22 protein-coding genes are annotated in these 22274 nt (G+C 45.8%); 16 read left to right on the top strand and 6 right to left on the bottom strand.

Features of this window, described 5'->3' with window-relative positions; genetic code table 11:
- Positions 1-4 precede the first annotated feature (4 nt).
- Both QZ918_RS14485 and QZ918_RS14490 read right to left on the bottom strand, forming a co-directional pair.
- Positions 5-2278: a RelA/SpoT family protein gene (locus QZ918_RS14485; RefSeq protein WP_293336128.1), complete on the bottom strand. Its 2274-nt coding sequence runs from the start codon at positions 2276-2278 to the stop codon at positions 5-7.
- 323 nt (positions 2279-2601) lie between these two features.
- On the bottom strand, positions 2602-3237 hold the full coding sequence (locus tag QZ918_RS14490; RefSeq protein WP_293336130.1) for a hypothetical protein: 636 nt from the start codon (positions 3235-3237) through the stop codon (positions 2602-2604).
- A 41-nt stretch (positions 3238-3278) separates the two neighbouring features.
- Between QZ918_RS14490 and patD the strand changes: the two genes are divergently transcribed.
- The 7 genes from patD (at position 3279) to QZ918_RS14525 (ending at position 9164) form a co-directional block, all read left to right on the top strand.
- Positions 3279-3677, top strand: a complete 399-nt coding sequence (gene patD, locus QZ918_RS14495) for a heterocyst frequency control protein PatD (protein ID WP_293336132.1) — start codon at positions 3279-3281, stop codon at positions 3675-3677.
- Between the two features lie 45 nt (positions 3678-3722).
- Positions 3723-4307, top strand: coding sequence for a TFIIB-type zinc ribbon-containing protein (locus tag QZ918_RS14500; RefSeq protein WP_293336134.1), 585 nt, complete (start codon positions 3723-3725; stop codon positions 4305-4307).
- A 448-nt stretch (positions 4308-4755) separates the two neighbouring features.
- On the top strand, positions 4756-6474 hold the full coding sequence (locus QZ918_RS14505; RefSeq protein ID WP_293336136.1) for a dipeptide ABC transporter ATP-binding protein: 1719 nt from the start codon (positions 4756-4758) through the stop codon (positions 6472-6474).
- Between the two features lie 125 nt (positions 6475-6599).
- Positions 6600-7673, top strand: coding sequence for an RNA polymerase sigma factor, RpoD/SigA family (locus QZ918_RS14510; protein ID WP_293336138.1), 1074 nt, complete (start codon positions 6600-6602; stop codon positions 7671-7673).
- 486 nt (positions 7674-8159) lie between these two features.
- Positions 8160-8357 carry a hypothetical protein gene (locus QZ918_RS14515; RefSeq protein ID WP_293336140.1) on the top strand — a complete coding sequence of 66 codons (198 nt, stop codon included), beginning with the start codon at positions 8160-8162 and terminating at the stop codon, positions 8355-8357.
- Positions 8358-8404: 47 nt separating this feature from the next.
- Complete coding sequence (locus tag QZ918_RS14520; protein ID WP_293155069.1) at positions 8405-8890, top strand: GNAT family N-acetyltransferase; 486 nt, start codon at positions 8405-8407, stop codon at positions 8888-8890.
- A gap of 67 nt (positions 8891-8957) precedes the next feature.
- Positions 8958-9164 carry a glycogen debranching protein gene (locus QZ918_RS14525; protein ID WP_293155108.1) on the top strand — a complete coding sequence of 69 codons (207 nt, stop codon included), beginning with the start codon at positions 8958-8960 and terminating at the stop codon, positions 9162-9164.
- Here the strand turns inward: QZ918_RS14525 and QZ918_RS14530 are convergent.
- Complete coding sequence (locus QZ918_RS14530) at positions 9142-9573, bottom strand: hypothetical protein (RefSeq protein WP_293155066.1); 432 nt, start codon at positions 9571-9573, stop codon at positions 9142-9144. The two genes, QZ918_RS14525 and QZ918_RS14530, sit on opposite strands and share 23 nt — an antisense overlap.
- A 134-nt stretch (positions 9574-9707) precedes the next feature.
- Between QZ918_RS14530 and QZ918_RS14535 the strand changes: the two genes are divergently transcribed.
- The 5 genes from QZ918_RS14535 to QZ918_RS14555 all read left to right on the top strand — a co-directional run bounded on the left by QZ918_RS14535 (position 9708) and on the right by QZ918_RS14555 (position 14218).
- Positions 9708-10703: an AEC family transporter gene (locus QZ918_RS14535; protein ID WP_293336142.1), complete on the top strand. Its 996-nt coding sequence runs from the start codon at positions 9708-9710 to the stop codon at positions 10701-10703.
- A 382-nt stretch (positions 10704-11085) separates the two neighbouring features.
- Positions 11086-12012: a Uma2 family endonuclease gene (locus QZ918_RS14540; RefSeq protein ID WP_293336144.1), complete on the top strand. Its 927-nt coding sequence runs from the start codon at positions 11086-11088 to the stop codon at positions 12010-12012.
- The gene (locus QZ918_RS14545; RefSeq protein ID WP_293336146.1) at positions 11999-12139 is read left to right on the top strand and encodes a hypothetical protein; all 141 of its coding nucleotides are present in this window, start codon (positions 11999-12001) and stop codon (positions 12137-12139) included. The genes QZ918_RS14540 and QZ918_RS14545 overlap by 14 nt, the downstream gene beginning before the upstream one ends.
- A 52-nt stretch (positions 12140-12191) precedes the next feature.
- On the top strand, positions 12192-13682 hold the full coding sequence (locus QZ918_RS14550) for an ABC transporter permease (protein ID WP_293336148.1): 1491 nt from the start codon (positions 12192-12194) through the stop codon (positions 13680-13682).
- Positions 13683-13804: 122 nt separating this feature from the next.
- Positions 13805-14218 carry a nuclear transport factor 2 family protein gene (locus tag QZ918_RS14555; protein ID WP_293336150.1) on the top strand — a complete coding sequence of 138 codons (414 nt, stop codon included), beginning with the start codon at positions 13805-13807 and terminating at the stop codon, positions 14216-14218.
- Positions 14219-14481: 263 nt separating this feature from the next.
- On the opposite strand, the gene QZ918_RS14560 is transcribed toward QZ918_RS14555, so the two are convergent.
- The 3 genes from QZ918_RS14560 to QZ918_RS14570 all read right to left on the bottom strand — a co-directional run bounded on the left by QZ918_RS14560 (position 14482) and on the right by QZ918_RS14570 (position 17053).
- The gene (locus QZ918_RS14560; RefSeq protein WP_293336152.1) at positions 14482-15150 is read right to left on the bottom strand and encodes a 2OG-Fe dioxygenase family protein; all 669 of its coding nucleotides are present in this window, start codon (positions 15148-15150) and stop codon (positions 14482-14484) included.
- Between the two features lie 449 nt (positions 15151-15599).
- Positions 15600-16361, bottom strand: coding sequence for an HpcH/HpaI aldolase family protein (locus QZ918_RS14565; RefSeq protein WP_293336154.1), 762 nt, complete (start codon positions 16359-16361; stop codon positions 15600-15602).
- 179 nt (positions 16362-16540) lie between these two features.
- Positions 16541-17053, bottom strand: a complete 513-nt coding sequence (locus tag QZ918_RS14570) for a hypothetical protein (RefSeq protein WP_293336156.1) — start codon at positions 17051-17053, stop codon at positions 16541-16543.
- A 133-nt stretch (positions 17054-17186) separates the two neighbouring features.
- Here QZ918_RS14570 and QZ918_RS14575 point away from each other — a divergent pair, with 133 nt between their 5' ends.
- The 4 genes from QZ918_RS14575 (at position 17187) to map (ending at position 21895) form a co-directional block, all read left to right on the top strand.
- Entirely contained in the window at positions 17187-19289 is a 2103-nt protein-coding gene (locus tag QZ918_RS14575) for an FAD-dependent oxidoreductase (protein WP_293336158.1), read from the top strand.
- Positions 19271-19540: a hypothetical protein gene (locus tag QZ918_RS14580; protein WP_293155036.1), complete on the top strand. Its 270-nt coding sequence runs from the start codon at positions 19271-19273 to the stop codon at positions 19538-19540. The genes QZ918_RS14575 and QZ918_RS14580 overlap by 19 nt, the downstream gene beginning before the upstream one ends.
- Before the next feature lie 249 nt (positions 19541-19789).
- Positions 19790-20866 (top strand): RNA-guided endonuclease InsQ/TnpB family protein, encoded by a 1077-nt coding sequence (locus tag QZ918_RS14585; RefSeq protein ID WP_293155033.1) that lies wholly within the window; start codon positions 19790-19792, stop codon positions 20864-20866.
- Positions 20867-21067: 201 nt separating this feature from the next.
- Positions 21068-21895 carry a type I methionyl aminopeptidase gene (map, locus tag QZ918_RS14590; protein WP_293155030.1) on the top strand — a complete coding sequence of 276 codons (828 nt, stop codon included), beginning with the start codon at positions 21068-21070 and terminating at the stop codon, positions 21893-21895.
- Positions 21896-22274 lie beyond the last annotated feature (379 nt).

Here is a 22274-nt window from a genome sequence, read left to right on the forward strand (position 1 = left end):
TCCTTCACTCAGCTTCACTCAGCCTCCGCAAATTCAAAATATCGCTCATATTTTTAATCTGCATACAAGTCCGCTCGAACTGTTCTTTATCCTGGATATCCATGCACAAGTCAATTAATGCCGGCAATCCTGGATATGTTTTGACTTGAGCACTGCGGACGTTCACTTTGTTGTCTTTTAAATGCGATAATACATCATTGAGAACTCCCACTCGATCGAGGGCTTCGACTTGAATGTTAACCGGATAAGTATTGGGGCGAGATTCATTGCGGTTGGTGGAATTCCAACTCACAGGAACTAATCTATCACCCGGTACACTCTCAACATTTGAACAGCCTTGTCGGTGAATCGAAATTCCTCGGATGCGAGTTACAACTCCAATAATTGATTCGCCGGGAATCGGACAGCAACAGCCGGCTAAATGATACAGCAATCCTTCTACACCTGCGATCGGCGATTTGCTCGGAGATGAACTCGGTACGGGTTTGGGTGTCGTCGATGCAGGTATTTGCACGGGGGATTCCTGGGTTCCTCCGGGTGCAGCTTCTATTTTTTGCTGCACTTTTACTAAATCTCGCAGGCGATTTACTACGAGATTTAGCGTGACTTCGCCGTAGCCCAAACCAGCGATTAAATCTTCGACGCTGTGGTAGTTGCAGCGCTGAGCTACTGATTGCATGGGTTCAGATTTCAGCAAGGATTCTAAGCCGTTTTTACCTAATTCTTTTTCCAGCAATTCCCGCCCGCGAGCGAGATTTTCATCTCGGTGCGATCGCTTTAACCACTGCCGAATTCGGTTTTTTGCTCCGTTTGTCTTGACAAAATTCAGCCAGTCGGAGCTGGGATGGCCGTTTTTTTGGTTCAAGATTTCTACAATATCACCATTCTTTAAAACCTTGTCTAGTGTCACCATCCGCCCGTTGACTCTGGCGCCGGTGCAGCGATTGCCTATTTCTGTGTGAATGCGGTAGGCAAAATCTACGGGTGTCGATCCGCTGTTGAGGGCAATTACGTCTCCGTTAGGAGTGAAAACGTAGATATCTTCGTCGAATAAGTTGTCTTTAATGCTTTGTAAATATTCGCGATCGTCTTTGAGATCTGTTTGCCATTCTAGCAGTTGCCGCAGCCAGGTAAATTTTTCGTCGTCGCCGGTAACTGTTGTGTTGGAACCGCCTGTTTCTTTGTATTTCCAGTGGGCTGCTATGCCGTATTCGGCAATGTGGTGCATTGCTACGGTGCGAATTTGGACTTCGATGGGGCGGCCGCTGGTGCCGATGACTCCGGTGTGCAACGATTGATAGCGGTTGGCTTTTGGTAAACCGATATAGTCTTTAAATCGGCCGGGAATCGGGCGGAATGAATCGTGGACGATCGCCAATGCGCGATAACAGTCATCATTAGTTTCTACTATGATCCGCACCGCAGCAATATCGTACACTTGGTTAAAGCCTTTTTGCCGGCGCTGCATCTTCCCATAAATCCCGTACAAATGTTTGGGACGGCCGCTGACTTCGTAGCATTTAATGCCTAGATTGTCAAGCCTGTCTCGCAAACAATCTGTGACTTCTGCAAGTTGGGTTTCTCGATCGCCCCGCTTGACTGCCACCAAGTCCTGAATTTCGCGGTAAGCTTCCGGTTCCAAGTATTTAAAGGCTAAATCTTCCAATTCCCACTTAAAGCGCCCGATACCCAAACGGTTCGCCAGGGGAGCAAAAATATCTCGGGTTTCTAGGGCAATGCTGCGCTGCTTTTCTTCGGACAAATGCTCCAAAGTCCTCATATTGTGCAGCCTGTCTGCGAGTTTGACGACAATCACGCGAATATCTTTAGCCATTGCTAGGAACATTCGGCGGAAATTTTCGGCAAGGCGCTCTGTTTTGCTGGAAAAATTAAACTTAGAAAGCTTGGTGACGCCTTCGACTAACTGTCGCACTTCTGCCCCAAACCGCTGTTCTATTTCTTCGAGAGTAATATCTGTATCTTCCACAATGTCATGCAGGAAACCAGCGGCAATCATGGCGCTGTTTCCACCCATATATCGCAGTATTCCAGCTACAGCTACGGGATGGCAAATATAAGGTTCTCCAGATTTGCGGTACTGTCCTTCGTGCAAGTCGCGCGCAAATTCAAAAGCCCGACAAATTAAGCCGTTGTCCGTCGTACAATTGGGATTTGGGGCTTCGTCAGGTTGCGATCGAGCATTCAGACATTCTTGCAGCCAATCGGGAACTATGCAAGGATCGATCGCATTCGAGGGAGTCAGAGTGTTTGCGTTCATGGGGTACACCTTTAAAAATTAGAAATACAAATGGTTAAATGCCAGTTTTCGGTTGAATTGCCGAAATTATGTGTTTAGTTATACTAAACTAATTGAATGCCACAATTTGCAATCCCAAAAAATAGTCGATTTTTGTGTTAACTATACCTATCTAATTGCGAGCTGCCCCCCCTCGCAGGTAGGAAAATATAGTGACTCCACTGCCGCCACTCCGTTCTGTCGATCGCGTAAGATGGGGATATTTTGGCGGTAGCAGTGGAGGTCAGTCGATTTGAGATTTGAGATTTGAGATTTGACTCGACAGATGAATCTGGAACTAGGGTCTAAAATTTGAAGATATCCACTAAGCGCGAGCATTGGGACACTGTACCTGTTTTTGGTGGAGCGGGCGATCGACATTTACAGGCAACGCTAAACTCAAAGCAGAGGCCAGAGCGATGCTTGATAGTTGACAGTTGACAGTTGACAGTTGACAACTTAAAGCAGAAGCCAGAGCGATGCTTGACAGTTGACAGTTGACAGTTGAGAGTTGACAGTTGAAAACTCAAAGCAGAAGCCAGAGCGATCGAGCGATGCTTGACAGTTGAGAGTTGAGAGTTGACAGTTGACAGTTGAAAACTCAAAGCAGAAGCCAGAGCGATCGAGCGATGCTTGACAGTTGAGAGTTGACAGTTGACAGTTGACAGTTGAAAACTCAAAGCAGAAGCCAGAGCGATCGAGCGATGCTTGACAGTTGAGAGTTGAGAGTTGACAGTTGACAGTTGAAAACTCAAAGCAGAAGCCAGAGCGATCGAGCGATGCTTGACAGTTGAGAGCTGACAGTTGAGAGTTGACAGTTGAAAACTCAAAGCAGAAGCCAGAGCGATCGAGCGATGCCCCCAAGTGATAAATTTTCTCGAAAAACAGGGAATTGCTGCAAAAAGGCACGGCTTTCCTTCATCTGAGCCAACCTTAAGCAAGAATCTACTTTGATTATAAAGACAAATTTGTTCACAAAATCATGATATTGTCCGAAGACCGCCGCCATTGCTACGAAGAATTACAGCAAGCACTCGAACAGCTACAAAGAACTGTCGCAGAGGATAATCTCGATCGGGCAGCGCTGGCGATCGAATACAAAAAAGTGCAACAATTTTTCGGAAACCAAATTATGAGAGTCCCCAGCGCTGAGTTAGACGCCTCAGAACCCCCCCCAGAACAGTCATACTTGACGGAAATTCACAAGCAACTGCGGTTATTGGGAACAGATGTCACGTTTTTGCAAGTCGCGAAGCAGCCAGCGACAGCATCCGCGAGGCAAACTGCGGCTGCGGAGCGACTTAACACGCTAATTGGCTACTGCGGTGCGGTGCTCCAAAAAAATTATGGTGCTTCTGGGCCCGTCCAGATGCAAAATTAATATCTGAATTAACAGGGAATAGATAAGGCAAGGAGAAAGAAAGCGGTGGAATGTCCAAAATGTAAACATCCCAACTTAGACGGCGGCACCTTAGCCGGCAGTATGTCGGTGCTGTGGTGTCCCAACTGTTACGGTATCTGGATTCCGGGCAAAGAATACGAAGCTTGGCAGAAAGAACACAGCCTGTGGTACAACAAATCCGAGAAGCCTCAGGTGACTGGCACTCTCGGCATAGAATTCACCCCGTCTCCCTACGACAGCAAAGCAGCACTGTGTCCCGAAGACGGTCACTATCTGTCGCGGGCAAAGGTTCCGTTTAGCAGAGTACCCTTTTACATAGAGCGCTGTATGCTGTGCGGAGGAATTTGGTGCGATAACGGCGAGTGGGATATTCTCGAAAGTCTGGGATTCCACACCGAGATTGACAAGATGTTTTCTCCCAACTGGCAAGCTAAGGCCCGCGTGCAAGAACTCGCTGCTCGGGAACGTCAGGTGCTGACTGAGAAGCTGGGCCCGGATATCGCCGGATATGTATTGGAACTAGCGGAAGTTTTAGCAGACCATCCCCATGCTGATTGTGCGGCTACTTACATATTGCGGAGAGCTGAGTTGAAGCGAAAGGAAATTTAGTCAGTTGGCAGTTGACAGTTGACAGTTGACAGTTGGCAGTGCTCATTGGTCAGTTGGCAGTTGGCAGTTGGCAGTTGGCAGTTGGCATTAGTCATTAGTAGATAGTGACTAATAACTAACAACGGGAGCATCTCAGTTTTGATTTTACAGTGCTGTCCCCGCTCGCGATCTATCCAACACTCGCGAGCGGGGACAGCACTGTAAAGAAATTGCTTTTTTGCAAAATTGAGATGCTTCCCTAACAAGTAACAACTAACAAGTAACAACTAACAAGTGAATTGGTAGTAAGGATAAAACTTCTCCCGTTACCCCCGATCGATGACTCCATGTTCTCACTACAAACGATTAACGATTGAAGATTATATGACTGGACATGATACGACCAATAACCAATAACCAATAACCAATAACTAATAACTAATAACTAATAACTAAGGACTAAAGACTAATGACTAATGACTCTTCTCTATTTTCCGTTGAAAATCTGCGAGTAGCTTATCCTCAGCGGCGGGGCCAATCCGGTTGGGCCGTTGATGGGGTTTCCCTGACGCTGGAACCGGGGGAAAAACTGGGATTAGTTGGGGAGTCTGGGTGCGGTAAGTCAACTTTGGGAAGGGCGGCGATGCGGTTGTTGCCGGATTCGACTTTGGTTGAGGGGCGGGTTGGTTTTGGGGGAGAGTCGGTGTTTGACATGAATGCTTCCCGGCTGAGACGGTTTCGGGGCGAAGCTGTGGCGTTAATTTTTCAAGATCCGATGACTCGTCTCGATCCTTTGATGACTGTTGGGGAACACTGCATCGAGACTTTGCAGGCTCACAGACCGAATTTGAATCGCAAGGAAGCTAAGAAACGGGCGATCGAGATTTTGGATGCTGTGAAAATTCCGGCGTCTCGCTGGTCGCAATTTCCCCACGAATTTAGCGGTGGAATGCGCCAAAGAGTGGCAATTGCTTTGGCTCTTTTGCTCGATCCGAAGTTAATTGTGGCGGATGAACCGACGACGAGTTTGGATGTAACTGTCGCTGCTCAGATTTTGCAGGAATTAACCCGACTTTGTGCTTCAAGGGGAACGGCGATTTTGCTGATTTCTCACGATTTGGCGATGGTGGCTGAGTATTGCGATCGCATTGCGGTGATGTACGGCGGCAAAGTCGTAGAAACCGGGCCGGTGTTGGATGTTTTTGAACGGCCGCAACACGAATATACTCGATCGCTCTTAAAAGCAGCTTTGCACATTCAAGCTGATTCGGGTAAAGGGTTAACATCGGAGGAAAGAAGGACTGAAGTCCTCACTACAAACTTAACAAATTCGCCGGAAAGAAGGACTGAAGTCCTCACTACAAACTTAACAAATTCGCCTCTGTTGACTGTGACGAATTTGCAGCAGCACTACAGTTTAGAAAGTAATTTATTAGACCAATTATTTTCCAGGAACCGCCAGGTAATTAAAGCCGTAGACGGCGTTAGTTTGCAGCTAGAATGCGGGGAAATCCTCGGGCTTGTAGGGGAGTCCGGCTGCGGAAAAAGTACGTTATCGCGCACAATTTTGCGGCTGATTCCCCCGACAGGTGGCAAAGTTGAATTTCAAGGAATAGATATTACTGCCCTGAGCCGCGATGCTGTCAGGAAACACCGCCGCCAAATGCAAATGGTATTTCAAGATCCCCACGCTTGCTTGAATCCGATGATGACTGTCGGGCAAAGTATTATCGATCCTTTGTTGATTCACAAATTAGCTAAGGGAGAAGAAGCTAAAAAACAAGTAATCCAAATGTTAGAGCGGGTGGGTTTGACTCCTGGAGAGGATTTCTTTCGCCGTTATCCGGGGGAACTCTCGGGGGGACAACAGCAGCGGGTTTCCATCGCCCGAGCTTTGATTGCTCGGCCGCAACTGATTATTTGCGACGAACCGGTGAGTATGCTGGATGCTAGCGTGCAGACTCAGGTATTAGAGCTGATGCTGGAGTTGAAGCAGGAATTTAATTTGACTTATCTGTTTATTACGCACGATTTGTGGGTGGCGAGGTTTTTTTGCGATCGCATTGCGGTAATGAATTCGGGAAAAATTGTGGAAATCGGGAAAACTAGGGATATTTTTACTAATCCGCAGCACCCTTATACTCAGGAGTTATTGCAGGCTGCTCCTTTACTGGCTCGAACTCAATAAAAATGTATAAAATTAGCGCAATCAGATATCAGTCACGAACTTCTAGATGGATTTCGGAAATTTCTGATTAAATTCGTTACAGTGAAGGGATACTTTTCAAATCATCCCACGGACACCAAGCAAATATGGCAAAATCTGACTTAGGCAGTTTTGCGGTGGCATCCGAAGCCTCACTCGAAATCGCAGAGGATGAGGACACCGAGATCGATCGTCCGACGGTAAGTAGATCGTCAGCATACAACAGTTGGTCTGCCGACGATCCCGTGGGAGCTTTGTTCAAAGAAATGGCTCGCTATCCCCTACTGACTGCCACCGAAGAGGTAGAGTTAGCGCGTCGCGTTCAAGAATTGGTAGCCCTTCAGGAACTAGAAGAGCGTTTAAAGCAGGAATTGAACAGAGTGCCCACAAAAGTTGAACTCGCCGCTGCTTTGGGAGTGAGCGAAACTCAACTGCAACAGATGCGCTACCAGTGTCAGTCGGCAAAACGAAAAATGATCAGCTCTAATTTGCGCTTGGTGGTTTCGATTGCCAAACGCTATCTCAACCGGGGCGTGCCTTTTCTTGATTTAATTCAGGAAGGAGCTTTGGGTTTGAACCGAGCCGCCGAAAAGTTCGATCCTGAGAAGGGTTATAAATTTTCTACCTATGCCTATTGGTGGATTCGCCAAGGAATTACCCGCACAATTGCCAATCAAGGGCGAACAATTAGGTTGCCGGTTCACATTGTCGAACAGTTAAATAAACTTAAAAAAGTTTATCGGGATTTAAGGCGTTCTCTTCAACGCAATCCCACTGAACTTGAACTTGCTAAGGAAATGGAAGTTACTTCCGAACAGCTTCGTTACCTCCAGCAAGTGCGCCGCCAATCTTTATCTCTCAACCACCGCATCGGCACGGAAGAAAGTTCGGAACTTTTGGATGTTATTGAAGATAACGCAACGCAATCTCCCGAAGCTCAGATGAATGAGATGATGATGCGCCAAGATATTTTGGAGGTGTTGGATAATATTTTGACTGAGCGGGAAAAAGAGATTGTTGCTATGCGTTACGGTTTGATAACTGGCGAACCTTACACTTTAGAAGAAGTCAGTAGTTTGTTCAATCTGTCCCGCGAACGAGTCCGTCAAATTCAAAATAAGGCAATGCGAAAGCTGCGGCGCCCTCAAGTGACGGAACGGTTGAAGGGCTGGTTGAAATAAGCTTCAAAACATTGAGTTGGCATTTTGAAAATTATTAAAATTATTTAGGGTGGGCTTCTCCCCACCCTAAATTTGCATATTCAAGTTCAGTTGACCAGGGACTGCTTGACAATCTACAAATAATATCAAATCCGGTAGCATGGTCTATTTAGCTCTCTATTCTCTCCCCTCTGTGTCCTCTGTGTTCTCTGCGGTTAAATCATTTCCATGCAATCAGAAGCGATATAATGACTGATTATTGAAAAAACCAGGTGCGTCGCTATGAGATTGTCAAGATATAGCGGTTATCAAAAAAGTGAGGTACGTTGTTGGGATGCGATCCCTCTTAATTTAGTGGTTATGTAAGCTGTCAGTCTTACCTCATCTCTTTGAGAAAGGCTATATTTGGGGGATTTTGAATGGCGACTCACCCTACAAATAATGACAGGTTATTGAAAACTTTAGGTACGTCGCTATGAGATTGTCAAGACATTTTGGGGATTTTTAATGGCGACGCACCTACAAATAATGACAACAGAAAACTGTCAACTGTCAACTGTCAACTGTCAACTGTCAACTGTCAGTGGCGACGCACCTACAAATAATGACAACTGTCAACTGTCAACTGTCAGTGGCGACGCACCTACAAATAATGACAACAGAAAACTGTCAACTGTCAACTGTCAACTGTCAACTGACTACTGACTTCTGTTATATTTAATTGTTGATTGTCGCTTACTACTGATTGATTTATGTCTGATGAGGTGATTTTGCGTCCAGCTACCCGTGCTGATGTGCCGGTGCTGTTTGATTTGATTAAGGCTTTAGCTGAGTACGAAAAGTTATCTCATGCGGTAACAGGTAATGCGGTTGATTTGGAAAATCATTTGTTTGCCGATCGCCCTTTTGCTGAAGCGATTCTAGCAGAATGCGAAGGTCGGATTGTAGGCTGGGCGCTATTTTTTTACAATTATTCTACTTTTTTGACTCAGCCGGGGATTTATTTGGAGGATTTGTTTGTGCTTCCTGAGTTTCGCGGGCGGGGAATTGGCAAGTCTTTGATTGTTTATTTGGCGCGGTTGACGGTGGAAAGGGGCTGCGGGCGTTTGGAGTGGAGTGTGTTGGATTGGAATGAATTGGCGATCGGATTTTACAAGGGTATCGGTGCTGATGTGATGCCCGACTGGCGGATTTGCCGGGTGGCGGGGGAGTCTTTGGCGAGTTTGGCCTCGAAGTGATTGTAGATCGTTGCCAAAAATATAGGAAAATTTAGATAATAGTTGAGTTCAATTGGGAGAAGAGATGATGATTATTTGGGTAAACGAGCAAATCGATCCGTCTGGTATTCTTTATGCTTGCATTGCTTGTGTCGATGATACTCAAGCTAAGGAATGCCACGAATCTTTCAAGCAGAATTTGAGTGCAGAACAAAAAGAACAGGGCTGGGTTGCTACATTGCGGACTGTTAGTGCTTGGGATGACGTACCTGTTAACGCTTTGAAATTGAATTAATATCAAATCCGTTTACATCGGAATTACTTATTCCTCTCTCTTCTCTTTCTCTGTGTTCTCTGCGTTCTCTGTGGTTAAATAATTCAAAAAAAACCGTAGTAGATGAGATAATATAATATGGCGGTTCAATGCGATCGCCCATATCGCCCTGCACATTATTACTTATTCCTCTCTCTTCTCCTTCTCTGTGTTCTCTGCGTTCTCTGTGGTTAAATAATTCAAAAAAAACCGTAGTAGATGAGATAATATAATATGGCGGTTCAATACGATCGCCCATATCGCCCTGCACATTATTACTTATTCCTCTCTCTTCTCCTTCTCTGTGTTCTCTGCGTTCTCTGTGGTTAAATAATTCAAAAAAAACCGTAGTAGATGAGATAATATATGGCGGTTCAATACGATCGCCCATATCGCCCTGCACATTAGCTGAAAAAAAACAAGACTATTTGAATACAAGTTGGTAAAAAAAAAGTAAATTCTACAAGGATTTTTAGCTTTACTATTATTAAGTAGAGGGATTTCAAATTGTCAAGTTAAGTTTTTATGATTGAGACATTATTTCACGCTTATACGCCTCTAGTGATCTGGACTGGCTTGGGACTGCTGGTATTTCAATACATCCCAGTTGATTTTCCTAAACTGCTGAGCCGCTTTCTGTTTTGGATTGGGATACCGCTGCAAATTGCAGTTTTAGCCCGTCAGAGCGATTTTTCTGGTGCTGTCGGATTCACACCGGCGATCGCCATATTCGTATTATTTGTCAGTACGAGTTTAGCTTGGTTGACTTGGGTATTATTACGGCGGCTGAGCACCCGCCACGTCAAAAAGCCATATTTTGACGGCAAACATTCTGTAGTTAATTTATTTCTATTAAATATAAATTCCCTGACGCGATCGAGCCAAGGCAGTTTTATCCTAGCTGCGATGTTAGGGAATACCGGCTTTGTCGGATTAGCAATCACCCCCGCGATCATCAGCAGCGATAACAACAACTGGGCCGTCTTGTACAGCGTCACCAACAACGTGATCGGAAGCTACGGATTTGGTGTATTTCTTGCTAGCTATTTCGGGCATTCCGATGGAAAAAATCACTGGTGGATTCAGCTTCGGGACGTGATAACAGTTCCCGCTCTCTGGGCATTTATCATAGGTTTTTTTACAAGAAATATCCCCTTGCCTGAGAATGTAGAATCGGGATTGCAGACGGCAGTTTTAGGGGTAATTGCTAGTGCTTTGGTGTTGGTTGGTATCCGGCTGAGAGCTATTAAAACATGGCAAAGTTTTGAACTAGCGTTAATCCCGTCGCTGTTAAAAGTGGTAATTGTGCCGGTGCTGATCGGATTTGGTGCTAGTTTTTTCGGATTGAGCGGCGATCCGAGGTTGGTTTTGGTGTTGATGTCGGGAACGCCCACGGCTCTTTCGGTGCTGATTTTAGCAGAAATATATGAACTCGATCGCGATTTGTTAGCTAGCAGCATCGCCCTCACTTCTGTCGGTTTGCTGTTGATGCTTCCGCTGTGGTTGGCTTGCTTTATTTGATATTAGCTGAGTTGACAGGTTGACAGTTTGTAGGGGCGGTGCCCCCGTGCCCGCCCTCTTACTGGTTGACTGTTGCTCTAAGGAAGAGGGAAGAAGAAAAAATAGTCCTTGATGCACGTAATCTGTATAGCGATCCTCGCATCATTTGCATAATTATTGGAGGGGTTCACCGGCCGCGCGATCGCTCTATAGATAAGGGGTAGGCACGGGGGCACTACCCCTACGAATTTATCTGAATCATTTAGGATTGCTGTCTGTAGGGTGCGGATCCAGCACTTCTACCATGACAATAGCTGGCGGTTGCTAATATTAGCTGAATTGTCAAATTATATAGCTCTCAAATTTCGGATTATAATTGACAATAACTGCACGGGAAACGACGATGAACGAGACAATAACTGCTACAGGTTTGCCTCCTGCATTCCCCGATCATACCCAACTGCCAGAGGAAGACGGTACATTTGTGAAGAATTTTCAGGAGCATCCCCAGAGTATCATTCTGACAGATTCGATCGCGCCGGTGGTAGAGCGGCTGCATCCAGACGGACAATATGCGATCGGGCAAGATTGCGGTATTTACTGGCGAGAAACTGACCCGCCAGAGCGAGGCGCAGAAGCACCTGATTGGTGTTATATACCCAACGTACCCGCAACAATCGACGGTTATCGCCGTTCCTATGTACTTTGGCGGGAACATATGGCTCCTTTCATTGCTTTAGAGTTTGCTAGCGGGAATGGAAATGAAGAGCGCGATTCCCTTCGGGATAGCTTCGCTTCACGCACTCCGCTTGCTGTGGCAGCTGACGGTACTACAACTAAACCGGGTAAGTTTTGGGTTTACGAAAGAATCATCCGCATTCCTTACTACGGGATTTATGAAATTAAAACGGGCAATTTAGAAGTCTATCACCTGATAGATTTTGCCTATCGCAGGATCGAGCCAAACGAACGCGGTCACTATCCCATCCCTATATTAGATATAGAATTGGGACTTTGGCAGGGAAGTTATCAAAATCAAGAAATGCTCTGGCTGCGGTGGTGGGATTCCCAGGGTAATTTGCTGTTAATTGGCTCCGAACAAGTTGAAATTGAGCGGGCTAGAGTGGAACAAGAACGGCAAAGAAATGAGCAAGAACGGCAAAGAACCGAGCAAGAACGGCAAAGAACCGAGCAAGAACGGCAAAGAGCCGAGCAAGAACGGCAAAGAGCCGAACAAGCAGAGCGCAAAGCCGAACAAGCAGAGCGAAAAGCCACCCAGTTAGCCTCCCGACTCCGAGCAATGGGCATCGATCCGGATGCTGAGGATTGATATCAAATCTGATGGTCTCGGAGTTATACTGGGCGTGCGATCGTCTTCCGAGAAGGACGATCGCACTACTAAATTTAAATTGGTGACTTGTCCGAGAAAATGCCTGGGTAATTTATTTGCTGAATAACAGACAGCAAAGCACACAGAAACAGTCAACAATCCTATCTATCTATTCCCCGATGACAAACTCAGTTTTGATCGATCGTTTAGGTAACTGGAATCCGCAACTGCTGCGGGAACTTCGCGGTAGACTCAAACCCCACACAGTCATTGCAACAGTCTCGTTTTCGATCGTCTGCCAAATTATTTTACTGGTGATTGCCTCGCCAAATTCCCGCCTCTTTTCAGACGGCTGGCTGGACTTGTGGCAAATCATCACTTGGATGCTCCCCTATGTAACATTTACCCTCGGAAGTTATTCGATCGTCAACGATATCGGACAGGAACAGAAACGGGGAACTCTGAATTTTATTCGGCTGAGTCCGTGTCCGGCGTGGCAGATTCTGCTGGGTAAAATGCTGGGCGTTCCCGTACTGCTGTATATTTTCCTGGGGCTGATGGTTCCCCTGCACTGCTTGGCTGGCTTGCAAGCTGGCGTTTCGCTGCCCCTGATTGCCAGCGTCTATCTGATGCTCGCACCTGGATGCGCTATATGCTACAGCCTGATGATGCTCTGCGGGCTGGCAAGTGAAACAGAGAAAAGGGCGCACCCACCACAGGCAACAGCCTTTGGAGTTGGGGCGATCGCCTGTTGCGCCATCTCGCCATTTTACATGGGCTGGAACACCGCCATCACATGGCGGCCGCTGTTGGCGAATTCAGAAATATTCGGAGATCCACATTCTGTTGTTTCGTGGTTTTTGATTCCGATTAACAACATAGGTTTGGTGTCTCACGCTTTTAGTTTAGCGGTCTTAGGCGCTACTGCGTTTTTGTTGTGGCAAATATTGTTGCGGACTTTCAACAAACCTCGATCGACTGCGATCGGCAAACGGCAAAGTTATGCCATTTTAGCTGGTATAGAAGTTCTCGCTCTAGGCTTTTTCCTACCCACAAGCGTGGTGGATGAGCAGAACGCCACCTTGGCAGCTATCTCTATGTACGTTTTGACCGTTATGCTGCTGCTGGTTTTAATGGTTGCTATCTGCCCTCAACGCCAAGCTTTATTAGAGTGGGTACGCTATGATTCTCCGGGCTGGCAAAGCTTAATTTGGTCGGATCGAAGCCCTCTGTTAGTGGCAGTTATTATCCATCTAATCGTAGTAAGTGCGCTGTTAGTACCTTGGCTATTTGGGATAGGTATCGGCACTAAAAAACTTGTAGAAACAGGACTAATAGTTCTGTGTACGACGAATACGATCTTAATGTACGCCACCTTCGTGCAACAAGTTTGTGCCACGAAAATTCGCAATCCAATAGGGTGGGCGATTTGTGGATTGGGCATTTGGTCGTTCATTGCTCCCCTAATGCTCCGATTTTGGAAACTCATCCCCGATCGCAATCCTGCAACCGCCGCACTTTGGACGCTATTCGGCTATGGGTTTTGGCAGTTCGACAAACCAACAACAATACCTTTTGTGGGATTGGGAATCCTTGCTCAATGGGTGTTTTTGGCATTTCTGCTGTGGAGATTTCAGAAAACTATGCAGAAATTGAAAGCAGGAACTTAGTGCGATTTTAGATTTGGGATTGGCAGCGATCGCAATTCGAGTTCTATACTAGAGCAATCCTAATTATTTCGCACCAATCGTAAGTCGAGCGGACTTCCTTCCAGTCACAAACAACAAAGCTTATGGAAACCAAACCACCTCTACCTCCCTTTACGCTAGAAACAGCTAAAGCCAAAGTTCAAGCTGCCGAAGATGCCTGGAATACCCGCGATCCAGAACGAGTAGCTCTAGCTTATACAGAAGATTCTCAATGGAGAAACCGCGCCGAATTCTTCAGCGGACGGGAACAAATCAAAGCTTTTTTAACACGAAAATGGGCAAAAGAATTAGATTACCGTTTAAAGAAAGAACTGTGGAGTTTTACAGATAATCGAATTTCTGTTCGTTTCGAGTATGAATGGCACGATGATTCGGGATACTGGTATCGCGCCTATGGAAACGAACAGTGGGAATTTGCCGAAAATGGGTTAATGCGAAGACGTGAAGCGAGCATTAATGATGTTCCAATTAAAGAATCCGATCGCAAATTTCGATAAGTACGCAGTTGCGCTTGGGCGCTCTTAGGTACGTAGTTGCGCTTTAGCGCTCCGAAGGCCTAGCCTTTTTCAAAAAGTGAGGTATGACTGATACGTTATGTAACCAGTTCAACTAAGGAGGCTCAAGCCCAACAACGTACCTCAGGCAGAGCCTTTTTCAAAAAGTGAGGTATGACTGATACGTTATGTAACCCTTAAATTAAGAGGGCTAAAGCCCAACAACGTACCTTCGGAGCGCTAAAGCGCAACAACATACCTGATGCTCAATCAGTCAGCAAACTCGGAGAAGTTATCACAAATACATCCCTAGTTCCCACGCCTTCAGACTCCGGTTTAATTGGCGTAGTAAAGTGGAAAAACTCGTGATCGTTAACTAACAGCAATTCTCCCGGATGCAGAATTTTATTAAAAACAGGCTTCTCCTTCTTCGCCAAATACAAATGCGTTTCCCCGCCCACAATATTAGTGCGATCGACCGAGAAAATCCCGATAAAATCAGTACCGTCTTGGTGAATGCCTTCCGGTGCGGGGTTGCCGAAATTTTTCGGCGAACAACTCGTCCTGATTTGATGCACTCCGATTTCAGCTTCCGGGTGAATTTTGCATGAATCGAAGAAAGCAAAAATCAGTTGTTTGAAGTTATCGAGTGCAATTAGCCGATCGTCCAATTCAGCAAATTCCCGCCGGATGTCGCCCACCACCGGATTGTACTCTTTACTTTGAAACAAATAGCCGTGAGGTAACTTAACTAACTCATTTCCGTTCACGACAAACCGCGACAATCTTCTCGAACGATACTTGCCTTTAATATAAGGATCCACAGGCATATCGTTAAAAAATGGCTTGAAACCTTCTAGCTTAATCGAGTTTACTTTCTTAAAAGTAAACATGAAAGCATAGTCCAAATGAATGGATTCTAATACGGTTTTCATGGATTATTCTCCTTTAAGCCTTGCTCCCTTCCTAAGTTTTGCCTTAAGAAGGTTGATACTTCTACTCTAGCTCAGGTTTTTTGAATGAGTCGTAAAAAACACTACAAAATTTGCAAAGATATCGTAAAGAAGGAAGAAGGAAGAGGGAAGAGGGAAGAAGACATATAGCATTTCTCAGAAAGATGAGGGCATAGGGCATAGGGCATAGGGCATAGGGCATAGGGCATAGGGCATAGGGCATAGGGCATAAGTTTCCGCAGGCATAGCTCACTTTTTTGAGAACCGCTATACACAGCAAGCTTTTTAGCGATCGCAATTTCACGTTTAATTAAGTGAATTTACTTAGCAATTAAGAGGGAAGAAGGAAAAAAAAGAGGTAACAAGACATACATAGCAAGCTTTTTGGCGATCGCGATTTCAGTTTTAATTAAGTGGATTTACTTAGCAACTTAACTGCGGACAGCTTTGACTAGCGACTGACAAGCCCGCAGGAAAACGGCAACATCGACCCCAACAGCAACGTACTGAACGCCCGCATCAATCCACTGCTTGGCGATTTCGGGGTTGTCGGCAAAAGTACCTGCTGCTTTGCCTGCTTTGCGGATGGTTTGCACTGCTTCCTGCATCATGTCGATGACTCGCCGATCGCGAACTTGGCCCGGAATGCCGATCGACTGTGACAGATCGTAAGGCCCCAGAAAAATCACATCAATATCAGGGACAGTCACAATTTCTGCCAGGTTGTCGATGCCACCTTTACCTTCGATGTGAATCACCACCAAGGATTCTTCATTGAGTTTGTCCGTGATATCAACCCCCGCAGCAGTATAACGTCCCGCCCGCGTAGCGAAAGAAAGGCCGCGCGCGCCCAGAGGACTGTATTTAGCGCTTTTGACAGCAATTTCGGCATCGATTTTGCTTTCAATTTGAGGTATTTGAACGCCTGCGCTGCCGATGTCGAGAGCTCGTTGAATTTGCGGCCCGTCATTTTTGCGGACGCGGACGATGGGTGCAATTCCGACGCAGTCGGCGGCGCGGCACAAATCTTCAGCCGCTAGCGGGTGCAGGGGGCCGTGTTCCATGTCGATGACGGCGAAATCAAATCCAGCATGACCGCAGATTTCCATGAATGCGGGATAGGCGCAGTTCATAAATAAGCCGAGTACTGTTTCGCCTTGTTTAATTTTTTGTTTGAGTTCGTTTTGACGCATAAGTTTGGAGTTTTTAACCGCAGATGAACGCGAATTGATGCGGATTATTTTAAATTTTATATAGCACTTCTCAAGCGTGGTGAGGTATGGCCGATGCCCGATGCCCGATGCCCGATGCCCATGAATAGCTCATTTTTTTGAGAAAGTTTATAATTCACAAAATCCTGCAACAAGTTACTTTATGTCAAGAGAATTGACATAAATCTTATAGCTGACTTTGCTTCTATTTTAAAAGGAATCAAACACAAAAGCCATGCAAAAATAAACATTCCTAATATCGGTAAAAATATTGGGCCCACAGAGGGTTCTACGAACCAAGCAAATAAAGCAAACATTCCAATACTGCCCGTTGTCCACAACCAAAGAATCATAAATGCTAGGACTATTTTATGTAAAGTCAGCCTAATTTTGATGGAACAACCAAACGGTTGAGAATGGATATCTCCTTCGATAATTGGCAAAAATGAATTGCGGCCCGTGATGATGCGACTGATTTTGAAGGTATTGCCAGAAATTGTTCCTTCGTAAGGTTTTGCAGGTGGCGGGCCGAAGGGTAGAGTTACTCTAAAAAGTTTGGGAGGAGTGACAACTTCGTCCAACCTGTGCAAAACTTCCGAAAAAGTTAAACTTGTCGTAATTGTTAAACTCTCAAAAGGAATCAAAGATCTAAAAAATTTGACGATTTTAAGCATAAGGTTTATCCTGCTTTTATATAGTTGTTGATGGTATTTATGCCTCTTGTATAAAAAAGTTTGCCCTGACAGCACGGCGAAATACCAGTATACTGCAAAATAAACATTTGGATGCGATGAGTGTTGTTCACTTATGTCTAAATTGATTCCACAATCTCCGATTAAACTGCGACGGTATCTATTTTCTTCGCTCAAAGGTCGATCGCTCGTCACTTTCACCCTCAGCCTGATTGCCTCCCTCTCGGCTGTTACCCCAGCCTCGGCTGCGCTTCCTCGCAATCCAGACAAAGAAGAAACTTGCGACATTCTCGTAGCAGGCGGCGGGCTAGCAGGTGCTGCTACCGCCTACGAAGGTTTGCTGGCGGGGCGCACCGTTTGCATCACCGAAATTACTGACTGGCTGGGCGGTCAAATTTCCTCCCAGGGAACCTCCGCACTAGATGAAAGAGACACTCAGCGATCGCTCTTATTTTACCCGCGCGGCTACCTAGAACTGCGGCAGCGCATCAAGGAACATTACGGGAGACTAAATCCCGGCGGCTGTTGGGTTAGCTATTCCTGTTTCATGCCCTACAACGGCCACAAAATTTTATCTGACATCTTGCAAGATGCCGCCGAAAAAGGGAAAGGCAAACTGAAATGGTTTCCCAATACGGTGATTAAAGAACTAGGAATTACTCCGGCATCGGCGGGGAATGCGGTTGGGGGCCAACAGATTAAAAGTGCGATCGGCATTCAACACAAACCAGCCCCCAACACCGGGCCAATCAACACCGAAACTCTGTCTCAAACTATCGAAGACGCCTATCGCTACGAAAACTCGGCGCGATTTAACAAAACTATTATTCGGTTTACTTCCAAACCTCCCAACCAGTCAAAAGCAAAACCGAGAGGTGCCGATTGGTTCGTGGTAGATGCGACTGAAACAGGCGAATTGATCGGACTTGCCGATGTTCCCTACCGCCTCGGAATTGACCCGCGTTCCCCTCTCGAACCTTCCTCCGCCAGCCCCACCGGCGACACTTACTGCACCCAAGGTTTCACCTACACTTTTGCCATGGAGGCAACGAAGGAACCGCAGCAGCACCAACAGCCGTCTTTCTACCAACAATACGCTCCTTACTACAGTTATGAATTAGCAAGATTAGCTAGTTTTCCGCTAGTTTTCAGCTACCGCCAAATTAGGAGCATGAGACCGGATGAACCGCGCCCTGCCGATCCGAAGCAATTCCCGATTTATCCTGGGGATATTTCTATGCAAAACTGGACGTGGGGGAATGATTACCGTCCCGGTTCTGCCGAGGATAATTTAATTTATTCTCGATCGCAATTGGCAGCAAACGGTCAACTGCAACCTGGCGGGTGGATGGGCGGTTTGCGCGCGGAAACTTTGCGCCGCGGCGAAGAAAATGCCAAAGGATTTTTCTACTGGCTGGTAGCAGGAACTACTGACTCGCAATTAGGTAACGGAGTGAAAAAGCCTTATCCTAACAATCGCTTTTTGAGCGGCTTGAATTCGCCAATGGGGACGGTGCACGGACTTTCTAAGTATCCTTATATGCGCGAGGGGCGGCGGATTATTGGGCGGCCGACTTTGACTCAACCTCAAGGTTTTACGGTGTGGGAAGTTGATATGTCTCGCAATGATTTTAAGACGGATTTTTACCGCCAGAATTTGTCGGAACAAGAGTATCGAAATTTGTGGCTGGCTTTGGGAGGCTTGAATGCGCCGGCTTTGGCTGTGGGAATTCAGTCTGTTGAGGAGACAAAATCGCGATCGCGCGCCACGATTTATCCTGATAGTGTGGGAATCGGTCATTATGCGATCGACTTTCACCCCTGCATGACCAACAGCCCACCAGAAGCACCGGGAAACACCGAACGCGAAGGAACTCGCAAAGGTCAAGGGGCTGCTTATCCGTTCCAAATTCCGCTGCGGGCAATGATTCCTCAGAAAATTGACAATATGTTAGTAGCCGGCAAAAGTATTGCTGTCAGCCACACGGCGGCGGCTGCTTATCGAGTGCATTCCTTTGAATGGTCTGCTGGGGCTGCTGCTGGAGTTACCGCCGCTTTTTCCCTGGAAAAGGGGATTATACCCTATGAATTGGTGGACGAATTGCCGTCCCGCGAGCCCAATTTGGAGGCGTTACAGTTGCGGTTGCAGCAAAACAAGAATCCGATCGCATTTCCGGGTACTTCTATCTTCAATAACTCTTGGCAAAACTGGAAATAAATCAGAAGTCAGTTGTCCGAAGGAAGAGGGAAGAAGGAAGAGGGAAGAGGGAAGAGGGAAGAGGGAAGAGGGAAGAGGGAAGAGGGAAGAGGGAAGAGGGAAGAGGGAAGAGGGAAGAGGGAAAACAAGAGGATTGTCTCGATTATCCCCGATTATCCCCGATTATCTCCCTTTCGCCCTCCCCCTCTCCCCCTCTCCCCCTCTCCCTCTCCCTCTCCCTCTCCCGTGCAGATTATCAAGAAAAATATTAAGCTAACTAGAGGACTAGCGATCGACAATTCGGACAAGACACTCGTTTTGGCCCAAAAAGCCCGCTATTTGGGGTTTTTGCTTTTATAGCAATCGCCCCAGCAGTGAGGAGATAAATAACCTCAGGAATAGAGCTAGTACCTAGCTAGCGAATAAATAGACAAAATAGTACACTTGTAGACAAATCTACGATGTACCATTACAAGATGTGACAGAATTAAACAAAGAAATGAGCGTGTTGAGGTCGAACAATGCTTTTGTCCATCAAAACAAAGTTAAAGCTGAATAGGGTTCAAGCAACGGTTATGAGTAAGCACGCAGGAATAGCTAGGTTTACTTATAATTGGGGATTGGCTACTTGGAGTAATCTTTATAAAGATGGATTAAAGCCAAACAAATACCTGCTTAAGAAATTCTTCAACAATCATGTCAAACCTGAGTTTACATGGATTAAAGAGAAAGGAATCTGCCAGAAGATAACTCAATACGCCTTTGATAATCTTGGAGACTCCTTTTCCTTATTTTTCTCAAAAAAAGGTGGATATCCCAATTTCAAAAAAAAAGGACATCACGACTCTTTCACGATTGATGCAGGTGGCAAGCCGATCCCCGTGGGAGGTACGTCTATAAAGCTGCCAACAATCGGCTGGGTAAAAACTCACGAAGGATTGCCACACACTACCTGTAAGTCAATCACCATTTCACGTACTGCCGACAGTTGGTTTATCGCTTTTGCTTACGAACAAAGTCACGAATCAACGGTCAAAAGTCATGACGTTGTAGGAGTTGATTTGGGAGTGAAAGAATTGGCTACCCTTTCAACTGGCGTAGTATTTCCAAACCCAAAGCACTATAAAGCGCATCTGGCAAAACTCAAGAGATTATCAAGAGTTCTTGCGAGAAAGGTCAAAGGTTCTGGAAATAGATATAAAGCTAAAGTCCAGTTAGCGAAACATCATGCAAAGATAGCAAACCTCAGGAAAGATACTCTGCATCAAATCACTACTTACTTATGCAAAAACCACGCAACAATAGTAGTAGAAGATTTGAATGTCAGTGGGATGCTAAAAAATCACAAACTAGCACAGGTAATAGCTGATTGTGGATTCCATGAATTTAAACGTCAGTTAGAATACAAAGCTAAAAAGTTTGGTTGTGAGATAATCGTTGCTAATCGCTGGTTTCCATCAAGCAAAACCTGTTCAAACTGCGGGCATATTCAAGATATGCCACTAAAAGAAAGAACTTACAACTGTGGAAGTTGCGGTCGTTCGATGGACAGGGACTTAAATGCAGCGATTAATTTATCACGGTTGGCTAAACCGTGAAAGCTTACCGAGGGATAACCGCTCCCATGCTCCCGATGAAGTAAGAAGCAAATGTCTAGACTTGTCTAGTATTTGTATAGCAGCCTCCTAACCCATAGCATCAACGGTTTGATTTCCTGACTGTGCAACTGTCAACTGTCACTTGTCAACTGTCCGCTGCTATACCCGCCCTCAAATCACAAATTACCTGACATTCAATACATGAATATTTTTAGCAGTCTGCTTTCTGGGCCAACCAAACAACCCCAAGTCACAAAACAGCGTCGAGGCATTGAAATTAAGTCGGAACGCGAAATCGAAATAATGCGGCAAGCAGCGAAAATTGTCGCCACGGTTCTGAAAGAAATTTCTCAACTTGTGAAACCGGGAATGACTACTGCTGATTTGGATGTTTATGCCGAAAGACGCATCCGTGAAATGGGTGCAACTCCAAGTTTTAAAGGTTATCACGGTTTCACTGGTTCAATTTGTTCTAGCATTAATAATGAAGTTGTTCACGGCATCCCCAGCCCAAAAAAAGTAATTCGGGCCGGAGATGTTCTCAAAGTAGATACGGGAGCATATTATCAAGGTTTTCACGGCGATTCTTGCATCACGATCGCAGTTGTCGAAGTGACACCGGAATCGGCAAAATTAATTAGAGTTGCAGAAGAAGCTCTCTATAAAGGTATCGAACAAGTCAAGGCTGGTGCTTATTTGCTCGATCTCGCTGGTGCGATCGAAGATCATGTCAAAAGCAACGGTTTTAGTATTGTTGAGGAGTTTACAGGCCACGGTGTCGGGCGGAATTTGCACGAGGAACCGTCGGTTTTCAATTTCCGCACCCGCGAAATGCCTAACGTGAAATTGCGATCGGGTATGACATTGGCGATCGAACCGATTTTGAATGCAGGTTCTAAGTACACTCGCACGCTTGCTGACAAGTGGACTGCTGTAACGGTTGACAATGCGATGTCGGCTCAGTTCGAGCATACTGTGTTGGTGACGGATACCGGTTATGAAATTTTGACCGATCGTTCAAAAGTTTAAGTCGGAATGGTTCAAGAATAATCGTGAGATTGCCGCGCGATCGCGAACAACTATGCGCGGTTTTGAGTTGTGAATAAAAAAACTAATCAGTTTTTAATCATTGGATTAAAACAAAACTCAAACCTCTTGAATTTAACCACAATACGGTTTAGTTAATGATGTTTATCCCCCGGAGATTCCCCTAAATCCCCCTTAAAAAGGGGAGTAGGGGTTGACTTTGAGCAATTTCTTGTTCCCCCCTTGGCAAGGGGGGCTAGGGCGTCGGTTCAGTATTAAGAGTTGACAAGAAAACAGATATATGGAATTACCCGGTCAATGAGTTAGACTCTACGCCCGGTTTAATTGGCAGAACCTTATCCATTCGAGCAATGACATGAAG

Source organism: Microcoleus sp. CAWBG58, assembly GCF_020883045.1.
In the GTDB taxonomy this organism is placed as follows: Bacteria; Cyanobacteriota; Cyanobacteriia; order Cyanobacteriales; family Microcoleaceae; genus Microcoleus.

Coding starts and splice junctions, on each gene's coding strand:
- QZ918_RS14485 (WP_293336128.1), bottom strand. CDS start 2,278: ATGAACGCAAACACTCTGACTCCCTCGAATGCGATCGATCCTTGCATA.
- patD (WP_293336132.1), top strand. CDS start 3,279: ATGATATTGTCCGAAGACCGCCGCCATTGCTACGAAGAATTACAGCAA.
- QZ918_RS14505 (WP_293336136.1), top strand. CDS start 4,756: ATGACTAATGACTCTTCTCTATTTTCCGTTGAAAATCTGCGAGTAGCT.
- QZ918_RS14510 (WP_293336138.1), top strand. CDS start 6,600: ATGGCAAAATCTGACTTAGGCAGTTTTGCGGTGGCATCCGAAGCCTCA.
- QZ918_RS14515 (WP_293336140.1), top strand. CDS start 8,160: ATGGCGACGCACCTACAAATAATGACAACAGAAAACTGTCAACTGTCA.
- QZ918_RS14520 (WP_293155069.1), top strand. CDS start 8,405: ATGTCTGATGAGGTGATTTTGCGTCCAGCTACCCGTGCTGATGTGCCG.
- QZ918_RS14525 (WP_293155108.1), top strand. CDS start 8,958: ATGATTATTTGGGTAAACGAGCAAATCGATCCGTCTGGTATTCTTTAT.
- QZ918_RS14530 (WP_293155066.1), bottom strand. CDS start 9,573: ATGGGCGATCGTATTGAACCGCCATATATTATCTCATCTACTACGGTT.
- QZ918_RS14535 (WP_293336142.1), top strand. CDS start 9,708: ATGATTGAGACATTATTTCACGCTTATACGCCTCTAGTGATCTGGACT.
- QZ918_RS14540 (WP_293336144.1), top strand. CDS start 11,086: ATGAACGAGACAATAACTGCTACAGGTTTGCCTCCTGCATTCCCCGAT.
- QZ918_RS14545 (WP_293336146.1), top strand. CDS start 11,999: ATGCTGAGGATTGATATCAAATCTGATGGTCTCGGAGTTATACTGGGC.
- QZ918_RS14550 (WP_293336148.1), top strand. CDS start 12,192: ATGACAAACTCAGTTTTGATCGATCGTTTAGGTAACTGGAATCCGCAA.
- QZ918_RS14555 (WP_293336150.1), top strand. CDS start 13,805: ATGGAAACCAAACCACCTCTACCTCCCTTTACGCTAGAAACAGCTAAA.
- QZ918_RS14560 (WP_293336152.1), bottom strand. CDS start 15,150: ATGAAAACCGTATTAGAATCCATTCATTTGGACTATGCTTTCATGTTT.
- QZ918_RS14565 (WP_293336154.1), bottom strand. CDS start 16,361: ATGCGTCAAAACGAACTCAAACAAAAAATTAAACAAGGCGAAACAGTA.
- QZ918_RS14570 (WP_293336156.1), bottom strand. CDS start 17,053: ATGCTTAAAATCGTCAAATTTTTTAGATCTTTGATTCCTTTTGAGAGT.
- QZ918_RS14575 (WP_293336158.1), top strand. CDS start 17,187: ATGTCTAAATTGATTCCACAATCTCCGATTAAACTGCGACGGTATCTA.
- QZ918_RS14585 (WP_293155033.1), top strand. CDS start 19,790: ATGCTTTTGTCCATCAAAACAAAGTTAAAGCTGAATAGGGTTCAAGCA.
- map (WP_293155030.1), top strand. CDS start 21,068: ATGAATATTTTTAGCAGTCTGCTTTCTGGGCCAACCAAACAACCCCAA.